Annotated in this window: 21 protein-coding genes; 8 read left to right on the top strand and 13 right to left on the bottom strand. The window is 69.2% G+C overall.

The genetic code is table 11. The features are described from left to right. The first annotated feature begins 14 nt into the window (after positions 1 to 14). Positions 15 to 1,178, top strand: a complete 1,164-nt coding sequence (locus tag A3G1_RS0125680) for a homogentisate 1,2-dioxygenase (RefSeq protein WP_018352367.1) — start codon at positions 15 to 17, stop codon at positions 1,176 to 1,178. Positions 1,179 to 1,329: 151 nt separating this feature from the next. On the opposite strand, the gene A3G1_RS36840 is transcribed toward A3G1_RS0125680, so the two are convergent. From A3G1_RS36840 to A3G1_RS0125660, 4 genes are read right to left on the bottom strand one after another with little or no spacing between them, the layout of a single operon-like run. Continuing rightward, the gene (locus tag A3G1_RS36840; protein WP_051110655.1) at positions 1,330 to 2,013 is read right to left on the bottom strand and encodes a tetratricopeptide repeat protein; all 684 of its coding nucleotides are present in this window, start codon (positions 2,011 to 2,013) and stop codon (positions 1,330 to 1,332) included. Beyond that, positions 2,010 to 2,495 carry a 2-C-methyl-D-erythritol 2,4-cyclodiphosphate synthase gene (gene ispF / locus A3G1_RS0125670; protein WP_018352366.1) on the bottom strand — a complete coding sequence of 162 codons (486 nt, stop codon included), beginning with the start codon at positions 2,493 to 2,495 and terminating at the stop codon, positions 2,010 to 2,012. Before ispF ends, A3G1_RS36840 begins: the two co-directional genes overlap by 4 nt. Further along, a complete protein-coding gene (gene ispD / locus A3G1_RS0125665) occupies positions 2,492 to 3,169 on the bottom strand; it encodes a 2-C-methyl-D-erythritol 4-phosphate cytidylyltransferase (RefSeq protein WP_026212515.1) in 678 nt (225 codons plus the stop codon). The genes ispF and ispD overlap by 4 nt, the downstream gene beginning before the upstream one ends. Before the next feature lie 32 nt (positions 3,170 to 3,201). After that, positions 3,202 to 3,687, bottom strand: a complete 486-nt coding sequence (locus tag A3G1_RS0125660) for a CarD family transcriptional regulator (protein ID WP_018352364.1) — start codon at positions 3,685 to 3,687, stop codon at positions 3,202 to 3,204. A gap of 356 nt (positions 3,688 to 4,043) precedes the next feature. Between A3G1_RS0125660 and A3G1_RS36835 the strand changes: the two genes are divergently transcribed. The 4 genes from A3G1_RS36835 to disA all read left to right on the top strand — a co-directional run bounded on the left by A3G1_RS36835 (position 4,044) and on the right by disA (position 8,197). Beyond that, entirely contained in the window at positions 4,044 to 4,724 is a 681-nt protein-coding gene (locus A3G1_RS36835; RefSeq protein WP_018352363.1) for a hypothetical protein, read from the top strand. Positions 4,725 to 4,855: 131 nt separating this feature from the next. Beyond that, complete coding sequence (locus A3G1_RS0125650; protein WP_157641393.1) at positions 4,856 to 5,548, top strand: hypothetical protein; 693 nt, start codon at positions 4,856 to 4,858, stop codon at positions 5,546 to 5,548. Between the two features lie 101 nt (positions 5,549 to 5,649). Beyond that, complete coding sequence (radA, locus tag A3G1_RS0125645; protein ID WP_018352361.1) at positions 5,650 to 7,107, top strand: DNA repair protein RadA; 1,458 nt, start codon at positions 5,650 to 5,652, stop codon at positions 7,105 to 7,107. Further along, on the top strand, positions 7,076 to 8,197 hold the full coding sequence (disA, locus tag A3G1_RS0125640; RefSeq protein ID WP_051110653.1) for a DNA integrity scanning diadenylate cyclase DisA: 1,122 nt from the start codon (positions 7,076 to 7,078) through the stop codon (positions 8,195 to 8,197). The genes radA and disA overlap by 32 nt, the downstream gene beginning before the upstream one ends. A gap of 107 nt (positions 8,198 to 8,304) precedes the next feature. Here the strand turns inward: disA and A3G1_RS0125635 are convergent, their stop codons facing one another. Both A3G1_RS0125635 and A3G1_RS0125630 read right to left on the bottom strand, forming a co-directional pair. Further along, a complete protein-coding gene (locus tag A3G1_RS0125635) occupies positions 8,305 to 9,396 on the bottom strand; it encodes an IS630 family transposase (RefSeq protein WP_026212514.1) in 1,092 nt (363 codons plus the stop codon). 38 nt (positions 9,397 to 9,434) lie between these two features. Beyond that, positions 9,435 to 10,049: a hypothetical protein gene (locus A3G1_RS0125630; protein WP_157641392.1), complete on the bottom strand. Its 615-nt coding sequence runs from the start codon at positions 10,047 to 10,049 to the stop codon at positions 9,435 to 9,437. Between the two features lie 149 nt (positions 10,050 to 10,198). Between A3G1_RS0125630 and A3G1_RS0125625 the strand changes: the two genes are divergently transcribed. Continuing rightward, positions 10,199 to 11,062, top strand: coding sequence for an HhH-GPD family protein (locus A3G1_RS0125625; RefSeq protein ID WP_018352357.1), 864 nt, complete (start codon positions 10,199 to 10,201; stop codon positions 11,060 to 11,062). A gap of 34 nt (positions 11,063 to 11,096) precedes the next feature. Then, positions 11,097 to 11,915, top strand: coding sequence for a polysaccharide deacetylase family protein (locus A3G1_RS0125620; RefSeq protein ID WP_018352356.1), 819 nt, complete (start codon positions 11,097 to 11,099; stop codon positions 11,913 to 11,915). Positions 11,916 to 11,974: 59 nt separating this feature from the next. Here the strand turns inward: A3G1_RS0125620 and A3G1_RS0125615 are convergent, their stop codons facing one another. Both A3G1_RS0125615 and A3G1_RS0125610 read right to left on the bottom strand, forming a co-directional pair. Continuing rightward, entirely contained in the window at positions 11,975 to 14,494 is a 2,520-nt protein-coding gene (locus A3G1_RS0125615; RefSeq protein ID WP_018352355.1) for an ATP-dependent Clp protease ATP-binding subunit, read from the bottom strand. 285 nt (positions 14,495 to 14,779) lie between these two features. Then, on the bottom strand, positions 14,780 to 15,136 hold the full coding sequence (locus A3G1_RS0125610; RefSeq protein WP_018352354.1) for a histone-like nucleoid-structuring protein Lsr2: 357 nt from the start codon (positions 15,134 to 15,136) through the stop codon (positions 14,780 to 14,782). An 867-nt stretch (positions 15,137 to 16,003) separates the two neighbouring features. Between A3G1_RS0125610 and A3G1_RS0125605 the strand changes: the two genes are divergently transcribed. After that, positions 16,004 to 16,729, top strand: coding sequence for a class I SAM-dependent methyltransferase (locus tag A3G1_RS0125605; RefSeq protein WP_018352353.1), 726 nt, complete (start codon positions 16,004 to 16,006; stop codon positions 16,727 to 16,729). Here A3G1_RS0125605 and A3G1_RS0125600 read toward each other — a convergent pair whose 3' ends face one another. From A3G1_RS0125600 to A3G1_RS0125580, 5 genes are all read right to left on the bottom strand, one after another. After that, complete coding sequence (locus A3G1_RS0125600; RefSeq protein WP_026212513.1) at positions 16,730 to 17,491, bottom strand: type III pantothenate kinase; 762 nt, start codon at positions 17,489 to 17,491, stop codon at positions 16,730 to 16,732. A gap of 2 nt (positions 17,492 to 17,493) precedes the next feature. Then, the gene (gene nadC, locus A3G1_RS0125595; RefSeq protein ID WP_425411406.1) at positions 17,494 to 18,327 is read right to left on the bottom strand and encodes a carboxylating nicotinate-nucleotide diphosphorylase; all 834 of its coding nucleotides are present in this window, start codon (positions 18,325 to 18,327) and stop codon (positions 17,494 to 17,496) included. An 11-nt stretch (positions 18,328 to 18,338) separates the two neighbouring features. Then, the gene (locus A3G1_RS0125590) at positions 18,339 to 19,925 is read right to left on the bottom strand and encodes an L-aspartate oxidase (protein WP_018352350.1); all 1,587 of its coding nucleotides are present in this window, start codon (positions 19,923 to 19,925) and stop codon (positions 18,339 to 18,341) included. Between the two features lie 70 nt (positions 19,926 to 19,995). Continuing rightward, positions 19,996 to 20,835, bottom strand: a complete 840-nt coding sequence (locus A3G1_RS0125585; RefSeq protein ID WP_018352349.1) for a septum formation family protein — start codon at positions 20,833 to 20,835, stop codon at positions 19,996 to 19,998. A 16-nt stretch (positions 20,836 to 20,851) separates the two neighbouring features. After that, positions 20,852 to 21,685: a septum formation family protein gene (locus tag A3G1_RS0125580; RefSeq protein ID WP_018352348.1), complete on the bottom strand. Its 834-nt coding sequence runs from the start codon at positions 21,683 to 21,685 to the stop codon at positions 20,852 to 20,854. Positions 21,686 to 21,868: the final 183 nt, after the last annotated feature.

The following is a 21,868-nucleotide window of genomic DNA, read 5'->3' as shown; positions in this document are numbered from 1 at the left end:
AAGCGGAGGTTGAGATGCCCTATTACCGGAGTGTTGGCGAGGTTCCGCACAAGCGGCACACCCAGTTCCGCCAGCCCGACGGCAGCCTGTACGCCGAGGAGCTCATGGGCCAGGAGGGTTTCTCCAGCGACTCCTCGCTGCTCTACCACCGCTACCTGCCGACGGCGATCGTGGCCGCGGAGGAGTACGAGCCGCAGGCCTGGAGCCGGATCCCCAACAAGCCGCTCAAGCCGCGCCACCTGGTGACGGCCAAGCTCGGCTCGCAGGCCGACCCGATCCTCGACCGGCAGCACATGCTGGCCAACGCCGACTGCCGCATCTCCTACGTCGCGTCCAGCCAGACCTCCGTCCTGTACCGCAACGCGATCGGCGACGAGTGCCTGTACATCGAGGAGGGCTCCGGCCGCCTCGAGACCACGTTCGGCGTCCTGGAGTTCACGGCGGGCGACTACCTGATCGTCCCCACCTCGATCATCTACCGCGTCGTGCCCGACGGCATGGTCAAGATGCTCGTCGTCGAGGCGACCGGCCACATCGGACCCCCCAAGCGCTACCTGTCGGTCCGCGGCCAGTTCCTGGAGCACTCCCCGTACTGCGAGCGTGACGTCCGCGGCCCCTCCGAGCCCCTGATCGAGGACGGCGAGGACGTCGAGGTCTACGTCCAGCACCGCACCGGCTGGACGAAGTTCACCTACGCCCACCACCCGTTCGACGTCGTCGGCTGGGACGGCCACATGTACCCGTGGGCCTTCTCGATCCGCGACTTCGAGCCGATCACCGGCCGGATCCACCAGCCGCCGCCGGTGCACCAGACGTTCCAGGGGCCGAACTTCGTGATCTGCTCCTTCGTGCCCCGCAAGGTGGACTACCACCCCGAGGCCATCCCGGTGCCCTACAACCACCACAACGTCGACTCCGACGAGGTGCTGTTCTACACCGGCGGCAACTACGAGGCCCGGCGCGGCTCCGGCATCGGCCAGGGCTCGATCTCCCTGCACCCGGGCGGCTTCACCCACGGCCCCCAGCCGGGAGCCCCCGAGCGGGCCATCGGCGCCGACTTCTTCGACGAACTCGCCGTCATGGTCGACACCTTCCGCCCCCTCGACCTCTGCGAGCCCGGACTAGCTGTCGAAGACACCGACTACGCCTGGACGTGGAGCAAGCTGCCGACCCGCTGAGCGAAAATCTGAGCTGCGCAGAACAAAAGCCCGTGTACTGGTTGTACACGGGCTTTTGTTCTGCTTGTCAGATTTCCGCTCAGCGGGCCACCTCAGGTCAGATCAAGAGCAAGATCAAAGGCATTCAGGTGTACCGGCCGCGCACAGTGAACTACTTGGCGAGCCAGGCGAGGGCTAGGAAGATCGCGACCACTACGGCTGCGATCTTGATAATCGGCAGCCATTCCTGCCAGGCCGACGAGCGGGGCTGGGCGTCGGCGATCCCGCCGTAGCGAGCCCACCACAGCTTCCACACCCCAGCACGCTGCCGGGGGAACGGCTGCAGGCCCCGGGCCTGGTCGGCGGCGTTGCGCTCGACCTCGACGAGGTCCATCCGGTGCGCGATCCGGCTCAGTACCCAGTGGGCGTCCGGATCGGCGGGCGCCAGCCGTACGGCGGTCCACGCGGCGTCCAGGGCCGGCTGCCCGCCGCTCACCACGCCGAGCAGCGCCGCGGCGATCAGCGTCGCGTACGCCGACCCGCCGAACTCCCGCTGCAACTCCTCCGCGTACCCGATCGCAGGCCCCGGGTCCCCCGCAGACGCGAGTACCCAGGCTCGGGTGATCAGCGCGTCCTCGTGCCCGGGTGCCACGCTCGTCGCCACAGCCGCACACTGGGCCGCCCGCTCCGAGTTCCCGAGGTTGAGCTGGCACAACGCCATCAGGCTCAGGACATCCGGGTCGGCGGGCGCCATCGCCAGGGCCGCCTCCAGCTCGCCGTTGGCCTCCTGCCAGCGCTCCAGGTCGAACAGCAGCCGGGCGCGGCTCAGGTACACATCGGCGGTCTCGTCAGTCACTGGTCGAGCGTAACCGGATAGATCAGCGCGGTCGCCAGCCCGACGAGCCCCTCGGCCCGCCCGGTCATGCCCAGCCCGTCGGTCGTCGCCCCTGCCACGTTGACCGGCGCGCCGACCGCCTCGGACAGCACCCGCCGTGCCTCGTCCCTGCGGGTCCCCAGCCTCGGCTTCACCCCGATGAGCTGCACCGCGACGTTCCCGATCTCGAAGCCCGCCTCGCGTACCCGCCGGGCCGACTCGGTCAGCAGCGCCACGCCGGAGGCCCCCGACCACTCCGGCCGGTCGGTACCGAAGTTGGAACCCAGGTCACCGAGACCGGCTGCGGACAGCAGGGCGTTGCAGGCGGCGTGGGCCACGACGTCGGCGTCGGAGTGCCCGGCGAGCCCCGTCACGCCCGGCCAGTGCAGCCCGGCGATCCAGCACTCGCGGCCCTCGGCGAAAGCGTGCACGTCGGTACCGATGCCGACCAGGGGGACAATCACAGCAAAGCCTCGGCGATCCGCAGGTCCAGTGGGCGGGTGATCTTCATGGCGAGCTCGTCACCGGGGACCGTCAGCACCGCTACACCCATCTGCTCCACCAGCCCCGCGTCGTCGGTGAGCGCGTCATCGGCCTGGTCGTGGGCACTCACCAGGGTCTGGCGGTCGAAACCCTGCGGGGTCTGCACCGCACGCAGGACCGCGCGGTCGACGGTCGCGGTGACCAGCTCGGAAGCGTCGACCTGCTTGATGGTGTCGACCACCGGCAGGACGGGAATGACGGCCGGGGCACCTGCCCGCACGGCCTCGGCGACCCGCTCGACCACGGCGGGCGGAGTCAGCGCACGAGCGGCGTCGTGCACCAGAATGATCTTGTACTGCCCGGGCACGGCGGCGAGCGCCAGCGCCACGGAATCCTGCCGGGTCGCACCGCCCTCGACGAGCAGGACCTCGGGCCCCAGCATCGCGCGCACGTCCTCGATCGCACCCGGCGGCACGGCCACCACGACACAGCCGACGGACGGGGCCTGACGGAGACGGCGGACGGCGTGCACGAGCAACGGCTCGCCAGCCAGATCACGGAGGGCTTTGGGGGCTCCGGGCCCGAGCCGCAGGCCCATGCCCGCAGCCGGAACGAGGGCCGCGACATCACCACGCTGCTCGGATTGCGTGGTCATCCCGCGGCCCTCGGCCAGATCGTGCTGCTTGGTCACGCCTCCAGGAGCACCTTGTCGAGGAGACCCTCGGCATCGTCCTTGGTGCTCTTCTCGGCAAGTGCCACCTCACCGACCAGGATGTCCCTGGCCTTGGCGAGCATGCGCTTCTCACCTGCGGAAAGCCCGCGCTCCCGCTCCCGGCGCCAGAGGTCACGCACGACCTCCGCCACCTTCAGCGGATTGCCGGAGGCAAGCTTCTCCAGATTCGCCTTGTACCGCCGCGACCAGTTGGTCGGCTCCTCGGTGTGCGGAGCGCGGAGGACGTCGAAGACCTTGGTGAGGCCCTCTTCGCCAACCACCTCGCGCACGCCGACGATCTCGGCGTTCTCAGCGGGCACCCGGACAGTGAGATCACCCTGGGCGACCTTGAGCACCAGGTACTGCTTCTCTTCGCCTCGGATGACCCGAGTCTCGATTGCCTCGATGAGTGCGGCCCCGTGGTGGGGGTATACAACGGTCTCGCCGACACTGAAAGCCATAGGTTTGAAACCCCTTTCGCTGTGTCTAGGGTAACACGCTCCGCAGCAGTCCGGACAGTGTGCTGAGCGACAAAACCGCAGCTCAGAGGCCATGTGAGCCACTTGACAACCACCGCGCCTCGCTGCTCCGCACCCGCGCAGCCACATGGAGTAACGATCCAGTGACAAGTATGGGGGACCAATCCCTTATTTCGGACTAGGGTGAGGCCGGTGTCACTCCCTGGCTGCGGCCAGCGTCACTCCGTGAATTGGAGCCGTCAGCCCTCTGGCGCCCGCCCCCGCCGTGCGGGAAAGTGGAAAGGAGGGCTTAAAGCGTGCGGTACCGGAGGTCTCCTTCACGGCGATAGGTGGTGGTCATGGCCACGTGGCGAGAGGACGACAACGGCGCCCGGCTGCCCTCCGACGACGGCAGGGAGCCCGTGGCAGGCCTGCCGGCCGAGTGGGGCCGGATCGTCATCCCCGACGACATCTCCGAGCTGGCTGACGAGGTCACCAGGGTCCGCAGGCAGCTGCGCTGGGCTGCCAGGCGCGGGCGCTGGTTCGGTACCGGGTCGATCCTGCGGGCACCGATCATGATCATTGGGCTCGCGCTGCTGCTCGGGCTGAGCAGCCTCCTGTCGATCGCCGGGCCGCTCGGGCGCGCGCCGTCGTCGGGGCCGAGCGCGGATCCGGGGCTGGCCGACATCACCCTGACCGACGAGAAGGGCACACCCGTCCGGTTCAAGGACCAGCTGCCGGCCGCCGTGCTGCTGCTGGACGGCTGCACGTGCGTACCGCTGGCGACGAGCGTGGCCCACAATGTGCCGTCCGGGGTGTCCGTGCTGCTCGTGGGCAAGCAGCCGCCGGCGGCGACCGGGCTCGGCATGCGGCTGGGCGACCCGGCGGGGCAAGTCCGCAAGGAGGCCGGGGCCGGCATACCCGTACCGGACAAGGCCTCGGTGATCCTGCTCGACCGCACCGGCAAGGTGACGCGGCTGATCCCCGGTACGAACACGGTCGACGACTTCAGCTCGGATCTGCTCGCGCTGGCCGGCTGAGCGGCTACCGGGGCGGCTCCGGGGTGGCGCTGAGCTGGCCGGGTTGATTTCGGCGGGGTAGCCACCGCGGCCTCGATTGCGACAACTAGGCTGTCAACCGGTCTGGCTGTGGCTATCGAGGAGGACCGACCGTGAGCCGTCTGACTACCACCATTCCGGTGCTGGCCCTTGGGGTCGCAGCACTCGCGCTGTCCGGGTGCAGCGCCGGCCAGGTGACGCAGACCTCCGACCAGGCCGCCGCGGTGCCTGGCGCGACCCAGACCGTGGCCTTCAAGGACTCCGACGGCCTGGTCACCGGGTCCGTCGCGCTCCGGGACCTGATGGTCCAGTACAAGGAGGGTGGCTACGCGGCTGGCGGTAACGCCCCGCTGGTCGTCCGGGTCTTCAACCAGGGCACCACCCCGATCAAGCTGTGCAAGGCCGAGAGCGACAAGGCCACCAGCGTGGGCGCGGGCACGGCCGCCGCACCGGCTGCTTCCGCCTCGGCTCCCGCGCCGACGCCGTCTGGTTCGGCTTCCGCTGCGCCTTCGGCCGCTCCGTCGGCTCCGGCCGCCGGTGGGTCCTGCCCGCTGAACATCACGGTGGCCGGCAGCGGGTACGCGCTGCTGACGCCGGGTCAGGCCGGGGCGCTGGAGCTCAAGGGCCTGAGCGAGAAGCTGCTGGCCGGTCACCAGGTCCCGATGAAGTTCACCTTCGAGAACGACAAGGGCCAGGTCGAGACCACCAAGGTGTTCCAGGTGCCGGTCGGCCCGCCGTCGACTCCGGCTCCGCGCGCCAGCAGCGAGACCCACGGCGAGGCCACGCAGGGCGGCGGCGGTCACTGAGTTTTCGCGCTGACGGCGGTGCGCCTGGGTTGACCAGGTACACCGCCGTTTTGCTGTCCTGGTGTGCGGGAAGTGTCACAGGGGTGGGTTAGCGTTGCTCCGTGACCACGACGAAGACGCCCCGGGCCAAGGCCGCGAAGGTCGCAGTGCAGTGCGACGCCTGCGGTCACCGGCCGCCACGCTGGCTCGGCCGCTGCCCGGAGTGCAACGAGTGGGGCTCGATCATCGAGGTCAGCGCGGAGGCTCCCGCCCTGCGTAACGTGACGGCCCGCGCGCCGAGCGAGCCGGCCAGGCCGATCGCCACGATCAGCGCCGAGCCTGCCCGCCGTAAACCGACGAACGTGCCCGAGCTGGACCGGGTGCTGGGCGGTGGCCTGGTGCCGGGTGCCGTGGTGCTGCTGGCCGGTGAGCCGGGTGTGGGGAAGTCGACGCTGCTGCTCGACGTGGGCCAGCAGTGGGCAGCCACGGCTGGTAGCCCTGCGCTGGTGGTCAGTGGCGAGGAGTCGGCCAGCCAGGTCCGGCTGCGCGCCGAGCGGATCGGCGCACTGCACGAGCAGTTGTTCATGGCAGCCGAGACCGACCTCCAGGCGATCCTCGGGCACATCGACGCCGTCCAGCCCGGGTTGCTGATCGTCGACTCGGTGCAGACCGTTTCCTCACCAGCCACCGAAGGTGTACCGGGTGGAGTCACGCAGGTCCGTGCCGTCGCCGCCGCGCTGGTCGCCACGGCGAAGGAGCGGGGCATCGCGACCGTCCTGGTCGGACACGTCACCAAGGACGGCTCGGTCGCCGGGCCCCGGGTGCTGGAGCACCTGGTCGACGTCGTCCTGAACTTCGAGGGCGACCGGCACTCGTCGCTGCGGCTCGTGCGCGGGCTGAAGAACAGGTTCGGGGCCGCCGACGAGGTGGGCTGTTTCGAGATGCACGAGGGCGGCATCGCCTCGCTGCCCGACCCGGCCGGGCTGTTCATCACGCGGCACGCCGACGCCGTGCCCGGTACGTGTGTGACGGTCACGATGGAGGGGCGCCGGGCATTGCTCGCCGAGGTCCAGGCGCTGGTGGGGGCCGAGACGGCTGGCAGCCCGCGGCGTACGGTCAGCGGGCTGGACGGGGCGCGGCTCGCGATGGTGCTCGCCGTGCTCCAGAGGCGGGCCCGGTTGAAGCTGCACGATCGTGAGGTGTTCGCCGCGACCGTCGGCGGTATGAAGATCACCGAGCCGGCCGCCGACCTGGCGCTGGCCCTCGCCGTGGCTTCGGCCACCCACGACATCCCCCTCACGCCCGACCTGATCGCGATCGGCGAGGTCGGGCTGACCGGTGAGGTGCGGCGGGTCGGCGCGGTGCCGCGCCGGCTGGCCGAGGCGGCGAGGCTCGGGTACAGGCTGGCGCTCGTTCCTCCTGGTTGCGGCCCGGCGAACGCTGTGGACGGGCCGGGCGGGCGCAAGCCGGCCCAGTCGGCTCCGGACGGGATGCGGGTGCTCGAAGTGTCCGATCTGCGGATGGCTTTGCACGCCGCTGCCACGGCCTATGCGGAGGCGGCCAGCGGGCCGACCGGCTAAACTCGCTGTCGTGCCGATCGACCGCGATGACCCACTGCGCGCCACGCTCGCGCTGATGGCTCCGGGCACAGCGCTCCGCGACGGTTTGGAGCGCATTCTCCGGGGGCGTACCGGGGGGCTGATCGTGCTCGGGTACGACAAGATGGTCGAGAGCCTGTGCACCGGCGGTTTCCCCCTTGATGTCGAATTCTCCGCCACCCGGCTGCGGGAGCTCTGCAAGATGGACGGCGGTGTCGTGCTGTCCAGCGACGGGACGAGGATCGTCCGGGCCGCCGTGCACCTGATGCCCGACCCGACGATCCTGTCGGAGGAGTCCGGCACCCGGCACCGCACCGCCGAGCGGGTCGCCAAGCAGACCGGCCACCCGGTGATCTCGGTCAGCCAGTCGATGCGGATCATCAGCCTGTATGTCTCGGGCCAGCGGCACGTCATCGACGACTCCGCCGCGATCCTGTCCCGGGCCAACCAGGCGCTCGCGACGCTGGAGCGGTACAAGCTGCGGCTCGACGAGGTGGCTGGGACGCTGTCCGCGCTGGAGATCGAGGACCTGGTCACCGTGCGCGACGCGATGGCCGTCGTGCAGCGGCTGGAGATGGTCCGGCGGATCGCCGACGAGATCGAGGGCTACGTCATCGAGCTCGGTACGGACGGGCGGCTGCTGGCGCTCCAGCTCGACGAGCTGATGGCCGGCGTGGACGCCGACCGGACACTGGTCGTCCGCGACTACCTGGCTCCGCCCCGGCGCAGTACCCGGCCGGTCGGCGAGGCGCTGACCGAGCTTGACGCGCTGTCGGCCACCGAGCTGCTGGACCTGACGCTGGTCGGCCGGGCCCTCGGGTACCCGTCGTCGACGGACGCGCTGGAGGCCGGGGTCAGCCCGCGTGGCTTCCGGCTGCTGACGAAGGTGCCCCGGCTGCCCGGTACGGTGATCGACCGGATCGTCGACCACTTCGGCAGCCTCCAGCGGCTGCTCGGCGCGACGGTCGAGGACCTGCAGGCCGTGGACGGCGTGGGCGACGCCCGGGCCAGGAGTGTCCGGGAGGGACTGTCCCGCCTGGCCGAGGCGTCCATTCTGGAGCGGTACGTCTAGGGTTCCTGCCGATCTTGCCGAGGTCGCCGCGAGCCTGAGAGTGCGAGCGGCGCCGCCGGTCGTGCTCTCAGGCCGGCGCGGCCCGGCGAAGATCGGCAGGACACGCCCTAGTGACCTGAGTCAGAGATTCGTCGGCAGTAGTGGGCGAGTTTGTCGAGGATTTCGTCGGCGGTTTTGGTCCAGCCGAAGGGCCGTGGGTGTTCGTTCCAGTCGGAGAGCCAGGTCCGGATGTCGCGTTCGAGGGCCTGGACGGAGCGGTGGACGCCGCGCTTGAGCTTTTTCTGCGTGAGCTCGGCGAACCACCGCTCCACGAGGTTCAGCCAGGACGCGCTGGTGGGTGTGAAGTGCAGGCGGAACCGGGGATGTGCCAGGAGCCACCGCTTGATGCCGGGTGTCTTGTGGGTTGCGTAGTTGTCCAGGATGAGGTGGACGTCGAGCTCGTGCGGGACTTCCTTGTCGAGTTTGGCCAGGAACTTCTTGAACTCCGCTGCCCGGTGGCGGCGGTGCAGGGATCCGATTACCTTGCCTGTGGCGACTTCCAGGGCGGCGAACAGGGTGGTGGTGCCGACCCGGATGTAGTCATGGCTGCGGCGTTCAGGGACTCCGGGGATCATCGGCAGGACGGGCTGGGAGCGGTCCAGGGCCTGGATCTGCGACTTCTCGTCAGCGCATAGGACCAGGGCTTTTTCTGGCGGATCGAGGTAGAGGCCGACGACGTCGCGGACCTTGTCTATGAACAGCGGATCCGTCGACAGCTTGAACGTCTCGGATCGGTGCGGCGCGAGGGCGAACGCCCGCCAGATCCGCGAGATCGCCGACTGGGACATGCCTGTTGCCGCGGCCATCGACCTGGTCGACCAGTGCGTGGCGTTACGTGGCGTCTCCTCCAGGGTCTTGACGATGACCCGCTCGACATCAGCATCGGTGATTTTGCGCGGGACGCCAGGCCGGGGCTCGTCACACAGGCCGTCCGCACCGCGCTCCAGGAACCGGCGCCGCCAGGTCCGGACCGTGTCCGGAGTGATTCCCAGCCGACGGGACACCTCCATAATCGAATCCCCGGCGGCGCACTCCAGCACAATCCGTGACCTCAGCGCCAGCGCCTGAGACGTCGACCTGCGACGCGCCCAGCCCTCCAGCACAACCCGCTCGGCATCAGACACAGACAACGGCGGAATCTTCGGACCCGGACGGCTCATACCCAACCAACAGCAAATCTCTGACTCAGGTCACTAGCTCAGGTCACCTTGATCGGCAGTGGGTTGCTGAGTTTGGCGCCGAAGCGGATCACGATCTCGTAGGCGCCGAGCGGGGCGAGGACCTTGTCCTTGCACCCGGCCTGGTTGGACGTCGTCGTCGTGTGCCAGAACGTGTGGAACTCCTGCTCGACGCCCGGGGCGAGCGCGACGACGTCGGGGTCCTTCGCGCTGGCCGGCGGGTTGCAGTCGTCGGAGGACCAGATCCGCTTGTCGCCCTGGCGTACGAGGGCTTCCTGCTGGGAGGCGCCCACGTTGCGGCTGCACGGCTTGGCCGACGTGTTCTTGATGCGCAGCTTCACCTGGAGCACCGCACCGCTCGGGATCGGGTCACGATCCACGGCCGCCGTGACGGCGATGTCGGTGTCCGCGCAGGGCGGCAGGGCCGCCACGGCCGGGTCCGGGGTGGTGCTGGATGTCGCGCCCGGCTGGGGACTCGCGGTCGCCGGGGAGGTCGCACCGCCCGAAGTGGACGGTGCCGTAGCTGGGGCAGTGCGCTTCGGCGTGGGGCTGGAGACCGCGCCGGCATCGTGGGGAGTTGAGCCCTGGCAGGCGTAGACAACAGCCAGCAGGACGAGCAGAATCGCTCCGAGCACTATGACTCGACGCCGCCAGTAGACGGCGGGCGGTAGGGGTCCGACCGTCGATCGCATAATCCCGTCACATTAGCCGAGTGAGCCACAATCCCGGGCACCGGCACGCCCGGCACGGCCGCCGGTTGCCAGGCATGCCATCATCAGCACCGATGACCACTCTCGCCGCCCAGGCCCTGACCTGGTACGACAGCCACGCCCGCGACCTGCCCTGGCGGGCGGCCGAAGCCACCCCGTGGGGCATCCTGGTCAGCGAGGTGATGCTCCAGCAGACGCCGGTCGTCCGGGTACTGCCGGCCTGGACGGCGTGGCTCGAACGCTGGCCGTCGCCTGCCGACCTGGCAGCGGACACGCCGGCCGAGGCGATCCGGATGTGGAACCGGCTCGGGTACCCGCGGCGGGCCCTGCGGTTGCACGCGTGCGCGGTCGCGATCACGGAAGAGTGCGACGGGGTTGTACCGTCCGATGTGGACAGGTTGCTGGCTCTGCCGGGAATTGGTGCCTACACCGCGCGGGCTGTGGCGGCGTTCGCGTTCGGCCAGCGGGTACCGGTGGTTGACGTGAACGTGCGCCGGTTCCTGGCGCGGGCCGTGAGCGGGGCTGCCGACGGCGGAGCGGCGACGACGCCGGCGGACTTCGCGTTGTGCGAGTCGCTGCTGCCCGAAGTGGACGCTCCGCTGGTGTCAGCCGCGTACATGGAGATCGGGGCGCTGGTGTGCACCGCACGGGCTCCGAAGTGCGTGGACTGCCCGGTCATCGAGACGTGCGCGTGGCGGGCGGCCGGGCAGCCTGCCGCGACCGGGCCGGCTCGCAAGCCCCAGGGGTACGCGGGGACCGACCGGCAGGTCCGGGGGCTGATGATGGCGCTGCTGCGGGAGGCCGTCGACCCGGTACCGCTGGCGGCGCTCGACGCGGTGTGGCCGGATGCCGTCCAGCGCGGGCGGGCGCTCGCCGGGCTGGTCGAGGACGGGCTGGCCAGGGAACTCCCGGGGCGGCTGTACGAATTGCCCGGTTAGCGGGTACCGGCCAGGCGGCCCATAAGATGGCCCGATGCGCCTACTGCACCGGACCAGCCTGCTGCTGCTCACTGCCGTTCTCGGGCTCGCGGGCTGCGGTACCGGGGAGCCGGCCGGGCGGTGGGCCGGGCCGACGGCCAGCGCGGGAACCACTCCTTCGCCTACGGGCACGGCTACGGGTACGGCGACGCCGAGCCGGGCGGCCAGTCCGTTCGACGGGCGGCTGCCGAAGTTCGATCCCCCGCCGGTACCGGAGAAAATCACTCTGGCCGGTGGGCCAACGGCGCCGCTGCTGAACCGGATCCCGACCACGCAGCGCGTCGCTTTTCTCACGATCGACGATGGCTGGGTGAAGAAGCCCGAGGCACTCGCCCTGCTGAAAGCCGCGGGAATCCCGGTCACGCTCTTCCTGCTCGGGCCGGTCGCGGCCGAGAAACCGGATTTCTTCACCGACCTGCATCGCAACGGGGCCACGATCCAGGCACACAGCCTCAATCACCTGTCGATGCCCAGCCTGAGCTACGAACGGCAGAAGCAAGAGATCTGCGGCAGCGCCGACCAACTCGGGAAGCTGTTCGGCGAACGGCCGACCCTGTTCCGGCCGCCATTCGGCGAGTACAACCAGACCACCTTGCGGGCGGCCAGGGACTGCGGCATGAAAGCCGTATTCCACTGGACCCAGACCGTCGACAAGGGGAAAGTCCGCTACCAGGGCGAATGGGGGAAGATGCAGCCGGGCGACATTATGCTCATGCACTTCCGCGACGCCTACGCCGACGACTTCCTCGCGGCGCTCAGCGCCATGAAGGCCAACAACCTGACCCCGGCGCTATTGGAGTCCTACCTGCCGTAAGGCATACGAAACCGGCCCGGGAGCAGCTGCACCCGGGCCGGTTTCGTCACCGCTATCGGCTATTCGGTGGTGGGCTCGCCGGAAAGCTCGGCCGGCACCGCGTCCGGCACCTGCGGAGGCTTCTCCGAGGCCTGGAAGACCAGCTTCGTCTGGTCGATGTCGTACGGGTCGCCGTCGACGTCCACCAGGACGATGTGGCCCGGCTTGAGCTCGTTGTAGAGCACCCGCTCCGACAGGTTGTCCTCGATCTCCCGCTGGATCGTCCGGCGCAGCGGCCGGGCACCCAGGACCGGGTCGAAGCCCTTCTTCGCCAGGTACTTCTTGGCGTTCTCCGTCAGCTCCAGGCCCATGTCCTTGTTCTTGAGCTGGGCCTCGATCCGGGCGGCGTAGATGTCGACGATCTCGAGGATGTTCGGCTCGGAGAGCTGGTGGAAGACGATGGTGTCGTCGATCCGGTTCAGGAACTCCGGCCGGAAGTGCTGCTTGAGCTCGTCGTTGACCTTCGTCTTCATCCGGTCGTAGCTGGCGTCGGTGTCCTCGGAGGCCTGGAAGCCCAGCGAGACGGCCTTGGCCACGTCACGGGTACCCAGGTTGGTGGTGAGGATGATGACCGTGTTCTTGAAGTCCACGATCCGGCCCTGGCCGTCGGTGAGCCGGCCGTCCTCCAGGATCTGGAGGAGCGTGTTGAACACGTCCGGGTGGGCCTTCTCGATCTCGTCGAACAGCACCACGGAGAAGGGCTTGCGCCGCACCTTCTCGGTGAGCTGGCCACCCTCGTCGTAGCCGACGTAGCCGGGAGGCGCGCCGACGAGCCGGGAGACCGTGTAGCGGTCGTGGAACTCCGACATGTCGAGCTGGATCAGCGCGTCCTCGCTGCCGAACAGGAACTCGGCCAGCGCCTTGGACAGCTCGGACTTACCGACACCGGACGGACCGGCGAAGATGAACGAGCCAGCCGGGCGCTTCGGGTCCTTCAGTCCGGCCCTGGTCCGGCGGATCGCCTTGGAGACAGCCTTGACCGCGTCGACCTGGCCGACGATCCGCTTGTGCAGCTCGTCCTCCATGCGCAGCAGCCGGGACTGCTCCTCCTCGGTCAGCTTGTAGACCGGGATGCCCGTCCAGTTGGCCAGGACCTCGGCGATCTGCTCGTCGTCGACCTCGCTGACGATGTCGAGGTCGCCGGCCTTCCACTCCTTCTCCCGCTGCGACTTCTGGCCGAGCAGGGTCTTCTCCTTGTCGCGGAGCTGCGCGGCCCGCTCGAAGTCCTGCGCGTCGATCGCGGACTCCTTGTCCTTGCGGACCTGGGCGATCTTCTCGTCGAAGTCACGGAGGTCCGGCGGGGCGGTCATCCGGCGGATCCGCATCCGGGCGCCGGCCTCGTCGATCAGGTCGATCGCCTTGTCCGGCAGGAACCGGTCGGAGATGTACCTGTCGGCCAGGGTGGCCGCCGCGACCAGCGCCGCGTCGGTGATGGAGATCCGGTGGTGCGCCTCGTACCGGTCGCGCAGGCCCTTGAGGATCTCGATCGTGTGCGCCAGCGAGGGCTCGCTGACCTGGATCGGCTGGAACCGGCGCTCGAGGGCCGCGTCCTTCTCGAGGTGCTTGCGGTACTCGTCGAGGGTGGTGGCACCGATGGTCTGGAGCTCGCCACGGGCCAGCATCGGCTTGAGGATCGAGGCCGCGTCGATCGCGCCCTCGGCGGCACCGGCGCCGACCAGGGTGTGGATCTCGTCGATGAACAGGATGATGTCGCCGCGGGTCCGGATCTCCTTGAGCACCTTCTTCAGGCGCTCCTCGAAGTCACCCCGGTACCGCGAGCCGGCCACCAGCGCGCCCAGGTCGAGGGTGTAGAGCTGCTTGTCCTTCAGCGTCTCCGGGACCTCGCCCTTGACGATCTTCTGGGCCAGGCCCTCGACGGCCGCGGTCTTGCCCACGCCGGGCTCGCCGATCAGGACCGGGTTGTTCTTCGTCCGGCGGCTCAGCACCTGCATGACCCGCTCGATTTCCTTCTCCCGGCCGATCACCGGGTCGAGCTTGCCCTCACGGGCGGCCTGGGTCAGGTTGCGGCCGAACTGGTCGAGCACCAGGGAGGTCGACGGGGCGGCCTCCGTGGTGGTGCCAGCCGCGGCCGGCTCCTTGCCCTGGTAACCGGAGAGGAGCTGGATGACCTGCTGGCGGACCCGGTTGAGGTCGGCGCCCAGCTTCACGAGCACCTGGGCCGCGACGCCCTCGCCCTCACGGATCAGGCCGAGCAGGATGTGCTCGGTGCCGATGTAGTTGTGACCGAGCTGGAGCGCCTCGCGCAGGGACAGCTCGAGGACCTTCTTGGCCCTGGGCGTGAACGGGATGTGCCCGCTCGGCGCCTGCTGACCCTGGCCGATGATCTCCTCGACCTGCTGGCGCACGCCTTCCAGGGAGATCCCGAGGCTCTCCAGCGCTTTGGCGGCCACGCCTTCACCCTCGTGGATCAGGCCGAGCAGGATGTGCTCCGTCCCGATGTAGTTGTGGTTGAGCATCCGGGCCTCTTCCTGGGCCAGGACGACAACACGCCGCGCGCGGTCGGTGAACCTCTCAAACATTCCTCGTGCTCCTCACGTGCGCGGTGGCCTCTGGGTGTGTCACGGCACCGGGTGTGCTCGCGGACACCTCCTGGTATCCGTGCCCTTACTCTATCGCTGGCCCCGGACACTTCCGGGGTAGCTTGACGCCGGGTCGCGGGCCCTGGACGGCTTGCGCTCCCTGTTTGCCCTAACCAACGGCCTGTTTGAGGTGTTCCCCCTGCTCGGGCGCTACGCCAAGAGCGAAAAAGCAAGCCCGGCCCCCAGGGACCAGGGGCCGGGCGGTTGCTGCTTCGCTGGCGCTATTTAGCGGCCGGCCTGCGTGTTGTACAGGTCGACGATGTCCTGCGAGATCCGGCCACGGCTGGAGACCTTGTGGCCGTTGCGGACGGCCCAGTCCCGGATCGCCTTGTTCTGCTCCCGGTCGTTCGCCCCGCCCGTGCGGGCTGCGGCCGTCGCCTGGCGTGCTGCCGGGCGCCCAGCTCCGGCGCGCTGGCGGCGGCCTGCGGTGATGTACTTCGCCAGGGACTCGCGGAGTACCTTCGCATTCTCGCTGGACAGGTCAATGATGTAGTTCGCCCCGTCCAACCCGAAGCTCACGGTCTCGTCGGCAGTACCACCGTCGAGGTCGTCAACGAGGACGACGTGCACCTTCTGTGCCACGGCTATTCCCTTCTTTCCCAACAAATTAAAAGAAAGATAGCCCACGCAGTAGGGAAAGAAAAGCGCCTGCGACAATTCATTTACCACAGGCTTTGGCCGAACAAGCCCATCTACGGGCCATCAAGGCGGCATCAAGGCCATCCACGTGCATGGCTTGGCGGCTACGGTGACTATGAATGTGGCCGCCGAGTACCCAGTGACGGCAAAAAATCCGGCGGCATGATCCTTTGGCGCCCAGGGTTGCGTCTTCCTTCCTCCCGCGCGCACAGCCGGCCCGAGCGGGGTTCCCGGCCGGCTTTCCACTGTCCGGTATCGAACCTTTGTACGAATCTATCCGCGCGGAAGTACCCGATCACGGTGTGATGACGGCGCGATGACAGCCGCCGGGAAAGCGCGGGGCTTTCGGCCGCCGGGCGTCCTGCCGGGACGAATACAAGTAGCGAAGGCCTGGAGAGGGACGGGCCAATCACGATCGGTGACGACGCGGCTAAAGGGCGCCAGAATTTCACTGCCACCAAATCAACCTGCCGCGATTCCGTCACCCACTCATCTCTTAAGGTGCGCTTCAGGCAGATACGGAGATAGTTGTCAATGTCTTACCTGGTGACGACTGCGGCGGGCGTACGGCGGCCACCGCCGAGCGTGGGGATTCCGTAAATTTTACCGGCCGCTGGCCGCCCGTTTACCGGGAGCTAGAACCCTGCGAACACGGGCCGGCACGGTACGTGACCTGCCCGGCCGTCCGGCCCCGCGGCCGGCGGCGGCCACAGCGCGTGGTCCGGTGAGCGGAACGCGACCCGCTGTCCGACCTGGACCGCCAGACTTGCACCTTTCTTGTATGCACTGAAAGGTATAGGTTCCCCTCCGATGGACGCCTTCGACTTCTCCCGCAAGGCCCTGTCCTTCGGGCCTGCCGCGGACCTCTATGACCGGATAAGACCCTCCTACCCCGCCGAGGCAGCGACCTGGCTGCTCGGCAGGTCCCCGCTGCGGGTCGCCGATCTGGGCGCCGGTACGGGGATCTTCAGCCGCCTGCTGGCCAGGCTGGGCCACGAGGTGATCGCCGTCGAGCCCGACCCGGCGATGCGCGCGCTGATCGGGCCGTCGGTGACGGCACTGGCCGGTACGGCCGAGGCCATCCCGCTGCCCGACGCCTCCGTGGACGCCGTCGTCGCCGCGCAGGCCTACCACTGGTTCGATCCCGGGCGGGCACACCACGAGGCGGCCAGGGTGCTCAAGGACGGCGGGATCTTCGGTCCCGTGTGGAACCTGCGGGACGAGTCGGTCGACTGGGTACGCGAGATCTCGAAGATCGCCGAGTCGGAGGCGCAGTCCGTGCTGCACGAGGTGCCGGGCGACTTCGGGCCGGCCTTCGGCCAGACGGAGCGCACGACCTACCGGCACGTCACGGCGCACACCGCCGACACCCTGATCTCCCTGGTCCGCAGCCGCTCGTACTACCTGACCGCGACGGCCGAACGGCAGGCCGAAGTGGAGGACGAGCTGCGCGCGCTGGTCGCGCCGATGCCCCAGCCCTTCGAGCTGCCGTACGTGACGGTGGCGATGCGGGCGCGGCGGCTGCCGAGAGGCTAGCTAGCGGACGCGTTCGGCGACCATGCGCAGGCCGATCAGCGTGAGCAGCGGCTCGTGCGCGGTGACCGTCTCGCACTCCTCGATCACCACCGGGGCCAGCCCGCCGGTCGCAATCACGGCGGCGACCGAGCCGCCCAGCTCGGCGACCATCCGGTGCACCAGCCCGTCGATCTGCGCCGCGAAGCCGTAGACCAGGCCGGACTGAAGGCACTCCACGGTGTTCTTGCCGATGACGGAACGCGGCCGGATCGGCTCGACCTTGCGGAGCTGGGCTGCCCTGGCGGCCAGCGCGTCGATCGAGATCTCGATGCCGGGCGCGAACGCCCCGCCCATGAACTCGCCCTTCGGGCCGACCACGTCGAAGTTCGTCGCGGTACCGAAGTCGACCACAATGGACGGCCCGCCGTAGAGCTGGTACGCGGCCAGCGTGTTGACGACCCGGTCGGAGCCGACCTCCTTCGGGTTGTCGATCGCGAGGGGTACGCCGGTGCGGACGCCGGGCTCGACCACCACGGCCGGGACGCCGCCGAAGTGGCGGTCGAGCATCCAGCGCAGCTCGCGCAGCGCAGCGGGTACCGATGAACAGGCCGCGACACTCGTGATCTGGACGGAATCGGAGGCGAGCAGGCCCTTGTAGGTCAGGGCCAGCTCGTCGGCCGTCGAACGCGGATCGGTCTTGATCCGCCAGGAGTGCACGAGCCGCTCGCCCTCGAAGGTAGCCAGCACCGTATTGGTGTTCCCCACGTCGATGGCGAGCAACACGTCTACCTCCGCAGATCCAGCGCGATGTCCATGATGGGTGACGAGTGGGTCAGCGCCCCGACGGACAGATAGTCGACGCCCGTCTCGGCGTACGCCCGAACCTTATCGAGCGTCAGGTTGCCGGTGGCCTCCAGCTCTGCCCGTCCGCCCACGGCCGCCACGATCTCGCGGACCTGGCCGGGTGTCATGTTGTCCAGCAGCAGGAACGTCGCGCCGACGGAGACCGCCTCGACCGCCTCGTCCAGCGTGGTCACCTCGACCTGGATCGTCACGTCGGGGAACGTCTCGCGTACCCGGGCGTAGGCGACGGAGATCGAGCCGGCCGCGAGCTTGTGGTTGTCCTTGATCATGGCGACGTCGTACAGGCCCATGCGCTTGTTGGTGCCGCCGCCGGCCCGCACGGCGTACTTCTCCAGGGCGCGCAGGCCCGGCGTCGTCTTGCGGGTGTCGAGGACCTGGGCCTTCGTGCCTTCGAGGGCCTCGACCCACAGGCGGGTGTGCGTGGCCACGCCGGACATCCGGCACAGCAGGTTGAGCGCGGTGCGCTCCGCCATCAGGAGGGAGCGGCTCGGGCCCTCGAACGTGGCGAGCACCGTACCCTCGCGTACAAAATCGGAGTCGGAGACCAGAAGATCGACCTTGACGGGGCCGGTGGCCTGGAAGACAGCCGCGGCCACCTCCAGGCCTGCCACCACGCCGTCGGCCCGGGCGACCAGCTCTGCGATGTCGGTCTGGTCCTCGGGAATCGTCGCCATCGAGGTGACGTCGACACCGTTGGGGCCGAGGTCCTCGGCGAGCGCCGTGGCGACGATCCGATCGATCTCTCGGGCGTCCACAGTGGAAATGTTCACATGTCCTCCCAGGTCATGGTGTCCAGGCCGAGCAGCACATGGCCGCGGAAAGCCTCCTGCGCCTCCGGGAAGTCCTCCCGCCAGTGGCAGCCACGGGTTTCCTTCCGGTACGCGGCGGCGCGCAGCAGGCCGTTCGCGACGGTCAGCAGGTTCGTGGCCTCCCAGCTCACGTTGCGCGGACGGCCCTGGTGGCCGCCCAGCTCCGTGAGCGTGGCCGACGCGGCGTCCAGCGAGGACTCGCTGCGCAGCACGCCCGCGTGACGGGACATCGCGCGCTGGAGCTTCGGCCGGATCGCCTCGTCGACGACCTTCTGCTCTGCGCCGCCGAACACGGGATCTGCCTGTGAAGGGAGTTCCCGCGCGATGTCCTCCGCAATCCTCCGGGAGAAGACCAGGCCCTCGAGCAGGGAGTTCGACGCGAGGCGGTTGGCGCCGTGCACGCCGGTGCACGCGACCTCGCCGCAGGCGTACAGGCCGGGGATGCTGGTGCGGCCGTGCAGGTCGGTACGGACACCGCCCGAGGCGTAGTGCGCGGCCGGCGCGACCGGGATCAGGTCGGCGGTCGGGTCGATGCCCGCCGCGTGGCAGTACGCGGTGATGGTCGGGAATCGGTTCGTCACGTCCGGGACGTGGGTGGCGTCCAGCCAGACGTGCTCGGTGCCCTCCTCGTGCATGACGCGCGTGATGTTCTTGGCGACGATGTCACGCGGGGCCAGCTCGGCCAGCTCGTGCCTGCCGAGCATGAACCGGTTGCCCTGGCTGTCCTTCAGGTGCGCGCCCTCGCCGCGGAGCGCCTCGCTGACGAGGGGCTGCTGGGCGCGGGTGCCCGGGAGGTACAGGGAGGTGGGGTGGAACTGGACGAACTCCAGGTCGGTGACGACGGCCCCGGCACGGAGCGCGACAGCGACGCCGTCCCCTGTGGAGACCTCCGGGTTCGTGGTGACGCTGAAGATCTGGCCCAGGCCGCCGGTGGCGAGGACGACGGCTCGGGCGAGGATGGCGCCGACGCCGTCCTCCGTACCCTCGCCGAGGACGTGGAGGGTGATGCCCGCCGCCCGGCCTGTCCTGTCCTTGAGCAGGTCGAGGACGAGGGCGTGCTCGACGAGACGGATCCAGGGATCGCGGCGGACAGCGGCGTGGAGCGCGCGCTGCACCTCGGCCCCCGTGGCGTCGCCGCCGGCGTGGACGATCCGGTCCGCGTGGTGCCCGCCCTCACGGGTCAGCATCAGCGAGCCGTCCGGGTTGCGGTCGAAGGTCGCGCCCATCCGGATCAGTTCCCTGATCCGGGCCGGGCCCTCCTCGGTCAGCACCTTCACGGCCACCGGGTCACACAGGCCCACGCCGGCCACGTGCGTGTCGTCGGCGTGCGCCTCCGGCGTGTCCAGCGGATGCAGCACAGCGGCGATCCCGCCCTGCGCCCAGCGCGTCGAGCCGTCGTCAATGTTGACCTTGGTGACGACAGTGACGTGGTGGCCCGCCTCGCGCAGGTGCAACGCGGCAGTCAGCCCGGCGATCCCCGAGCCGACGACCAGCACGTCCGTGGTCTCGAACCAGCCCGGCTCGGGCGCGGAGAGTCTGTGCATCCCCACAGTCTGCACCGTCGGTGACGCGGCCGTTCGGTTGGTTGCGTCACTCGGGGGCTTCCCGGGACTGCTACTTGATGGGGAGCGTGGCCCTGCCGATGTTCCTGAGGGAGGAGGTCAGGGTGCTTCCGGCGAAGGTGCTCGCGAAACACTGGTAGGTGCGGTGGCCGGCCTTGGCGTTCTCCAGGTCGGAGCCCCAGTACCAGTACCTGAGCTTCTCGTACCTTTCCAGCTCGGCGGTCGTCCAGCCCAGGTATCCGGCGACGGTCTTCGAGCAGCCGGCGAACACAGCCTTCTCCAGCGCGGCGTCGTCCTCTGGCATGTTGGTGGCCGCGATCGTGTACAGGCCGGCGAACTCGCTGTCGTGGTCGCCCTGGCACGAGACGAACGTCATGTTCGTGATCGACTCGCCCTTGTACTCTCCGGCGCCACAGGCGAGCGCCACCTCGGCGAACCTGCCCCGCAGCGAGCCCTTCCGTACGGTGAGGCTGCCCTCCAGCGACGGGGACTGGGCCACGTCACACGAGTACCAGGCCGCGACGGTGCGGATGTTGAGCTGGAGCTGGCTGGCCTCGTACCGGCCGCCGAGGTACTTCTCCAGCTCGGCCACACACGAGGTCACCAGGCCGGCATCGGTCTCGCTGCCGCGCTTGGCCACGTACACGGTCTCGATCAGGTGCACGTCGCCGCAGCGGGCCTGGGAGCCGTACGACTCGGGGAAGCCGCTCTCGGCCTTCGGCTTCGCGTCCCAGCAGGTGCCAGCCTTGGGCGCGTCGCCGGCAGCTGGCTTGGCCACCCTGCTCCGGAACTCGGCCACGAGCCGGGGGCCTGCCAGCACGGCGGCGCAGCAGACGATCAGGATGACGGCGGCGAGGGTACCGCCGAGGAGTTTCTTCTGGAAAGACGTCACGAATGTTCTCTTCGGATCACTTGAGGGGCAGGGTGCCCGTGCCGATGTTCTTGACGGAGGCGGTCAGGGTGCCTTCGTCGTACGTGCTGGCGAAGCACTTGAACGTGCGGTAGCCGAGCTTGGCCTGGCCCAGGTCGGCACCCCAGTACCAGTAGGCGAGCTGCTCGCTCTCCTCCAGCTCGTCGTCGGACCAGCCGAGGTACTTCGCGGTCGTCTTCAGGCAGCCGGAGAGGATGGCCTGGCCCAGGGCCTCGTCGTCGTCCGGCAGGTTCCCGGCCGAGATCGTGTAGAGGCCGGAGAACTCGGTGTCGTGGCCGGACTGGCAGGTCACCCAGTCCAGGTCCTCGACCTGGTCCTGCTCGTACCTGGCGGCGCCACAGGTGATCGCGAGGTCTGCCGCCTTGCCCTTGAGCGAGCCGGTCCGCCCGGCGAGGTTCCCGTCGAGGGACTTGACCACGGCGAGGTCACACGAGTACCAGCGCGCTTCGCGGCGGACGTACATCTGGATCTGGGCCGCCTCGTACCGGTCGCCGAGAAACTCCTTCACCCGGTCCGAGCACGAGCTGACCATGTCGGGCTCCGACTGGTCGCCACGCTCGCCGACGTACGCCGACTCGATCACGTGCTGCTGGGAGCAGTCGACCTGGCGGTCGTAGCCGAGCAGGAAGGTCACGGCGGCGGCCGCGTTCGTCGCCCAGCAGGTACCGGCGCGGGGCCCGCCAGCCGGGGTGCTGGGCTTCCCGGTGAGGGCGCGCAGGGCGATCGGGCCGAGGGTCACCGCGGCGGCGACGGTGATCAGGATGACGGCGGCGAGGGTACCGCCGAGGAGTTTCTTCTGGAAAGACGTCACGAATGTTCTCTTTGTGCGGGGAGGGCGGGGCGCGGAGGGAGCGTTGAGTGTGCCAGACGACGCCGGGTTTCCGCTGTCCGTGTTCCCCCGCGGACACGGAGGTGCAATGCGCCACACAGTCTGTCTGGGGGCGCCGGCCGGGGTTCATACTGGCGACGACCGGTACCCCAACCAGGACTGGAT

This window comes from Longispora albida DSM 44784 (assembly GCF_000379825.1).
Classification (GTDB): Bacteria; Actinomycetota; Actinomycetes; order Mycobacteriales; family Micromonosporaceae; genus Longispora; species Longispora albida.
This window is presented reverse-complemented; position numbering and strand designations above follow the sequence as displayed.

Excerpts from the sequence above, each read along its gene's own strand:
- A3G1_RS0125680 (WP_018352367.1), top strand. The coding sequence starts at position 15 with ATGCCCTATTACCGGAGTGTTGGCGAGGTTCCGCACAAGCGGCACACC.
- ispD (WP_026212515.1), bottom strand. The coding sequence starts at position 3,169 with ATGACCACGCAATCCGAGCAGCGTGGTGATGTCGCGGCCCTCGTTCCG.
- A3G1_RS0125660 (WP_018352364.1), bottom strand. The coding sequence starts at position 3,687 with ATGGCTTTCAGTGTCGGCGAGACCGTTGTATACCCCCACCACGGGGCC.
- A3G1_RS36835 (WP_018352363.1), top strand. The coding sequence starts at position 4,044 with ATGGCCACGTGGCGAGAGGACGACAACGGCGCCCGGCTGCCCTCCGAC.
- disA (WP_051110653.1), top strand. The coding sequence starts at position 7,076 with ATGCGGAGGCGGCCAGCGGGCCGACCGGCTAAACTCGCTGTCGTGCCG.
- A3G1_RS0125635 (WP_026212514.1), bottom strand. The coding sequence starts at position 9,396 with ATGAGCCGTCCGGGTCCGAAGATTCCGCCGTTGTCTGTGTCTGATGCC.
- A3G1_RS0125625 (WP_018352357.1), top strand. The coding sequence starts at position 10,199 with ATGACCACTCTCGCCGCCCAGGCCCTGACCTGGTACGACAGCCACGCC.
- A3G1_RS0125620 (WP_018352356.1), top strand. The coding sequence starts at position 11,097 with ATGCGCCTACTGCACCGGACCAGCCTGCTGCTGCTCACTGCCGTTCTC.
- A3G1_RS0125615 (WP_018352355.1), bottom strand. The coding sequence starts at position 14,494 with ATGTTTGAGAGGTTCACCGACCGCGCGCGGCGTGTTGTCGTCCTGGCC.
- A3G1_RS0125605 (WP_018352353.1), top strand. The coding sequence starts at position 16,004 with ATGGACGCCTTCGACTTCTCCCGCAAGGCCCTGTCCTTCGGGCCTGCC.
- A3G1_RS0125590 (WP_018352350.1), bottom strand. The coding sequence starts at position 19,925 with ATGCACAGACTCTCCGCGCCCGAGCCGGGCTGGTTCGAGACCACGGAC.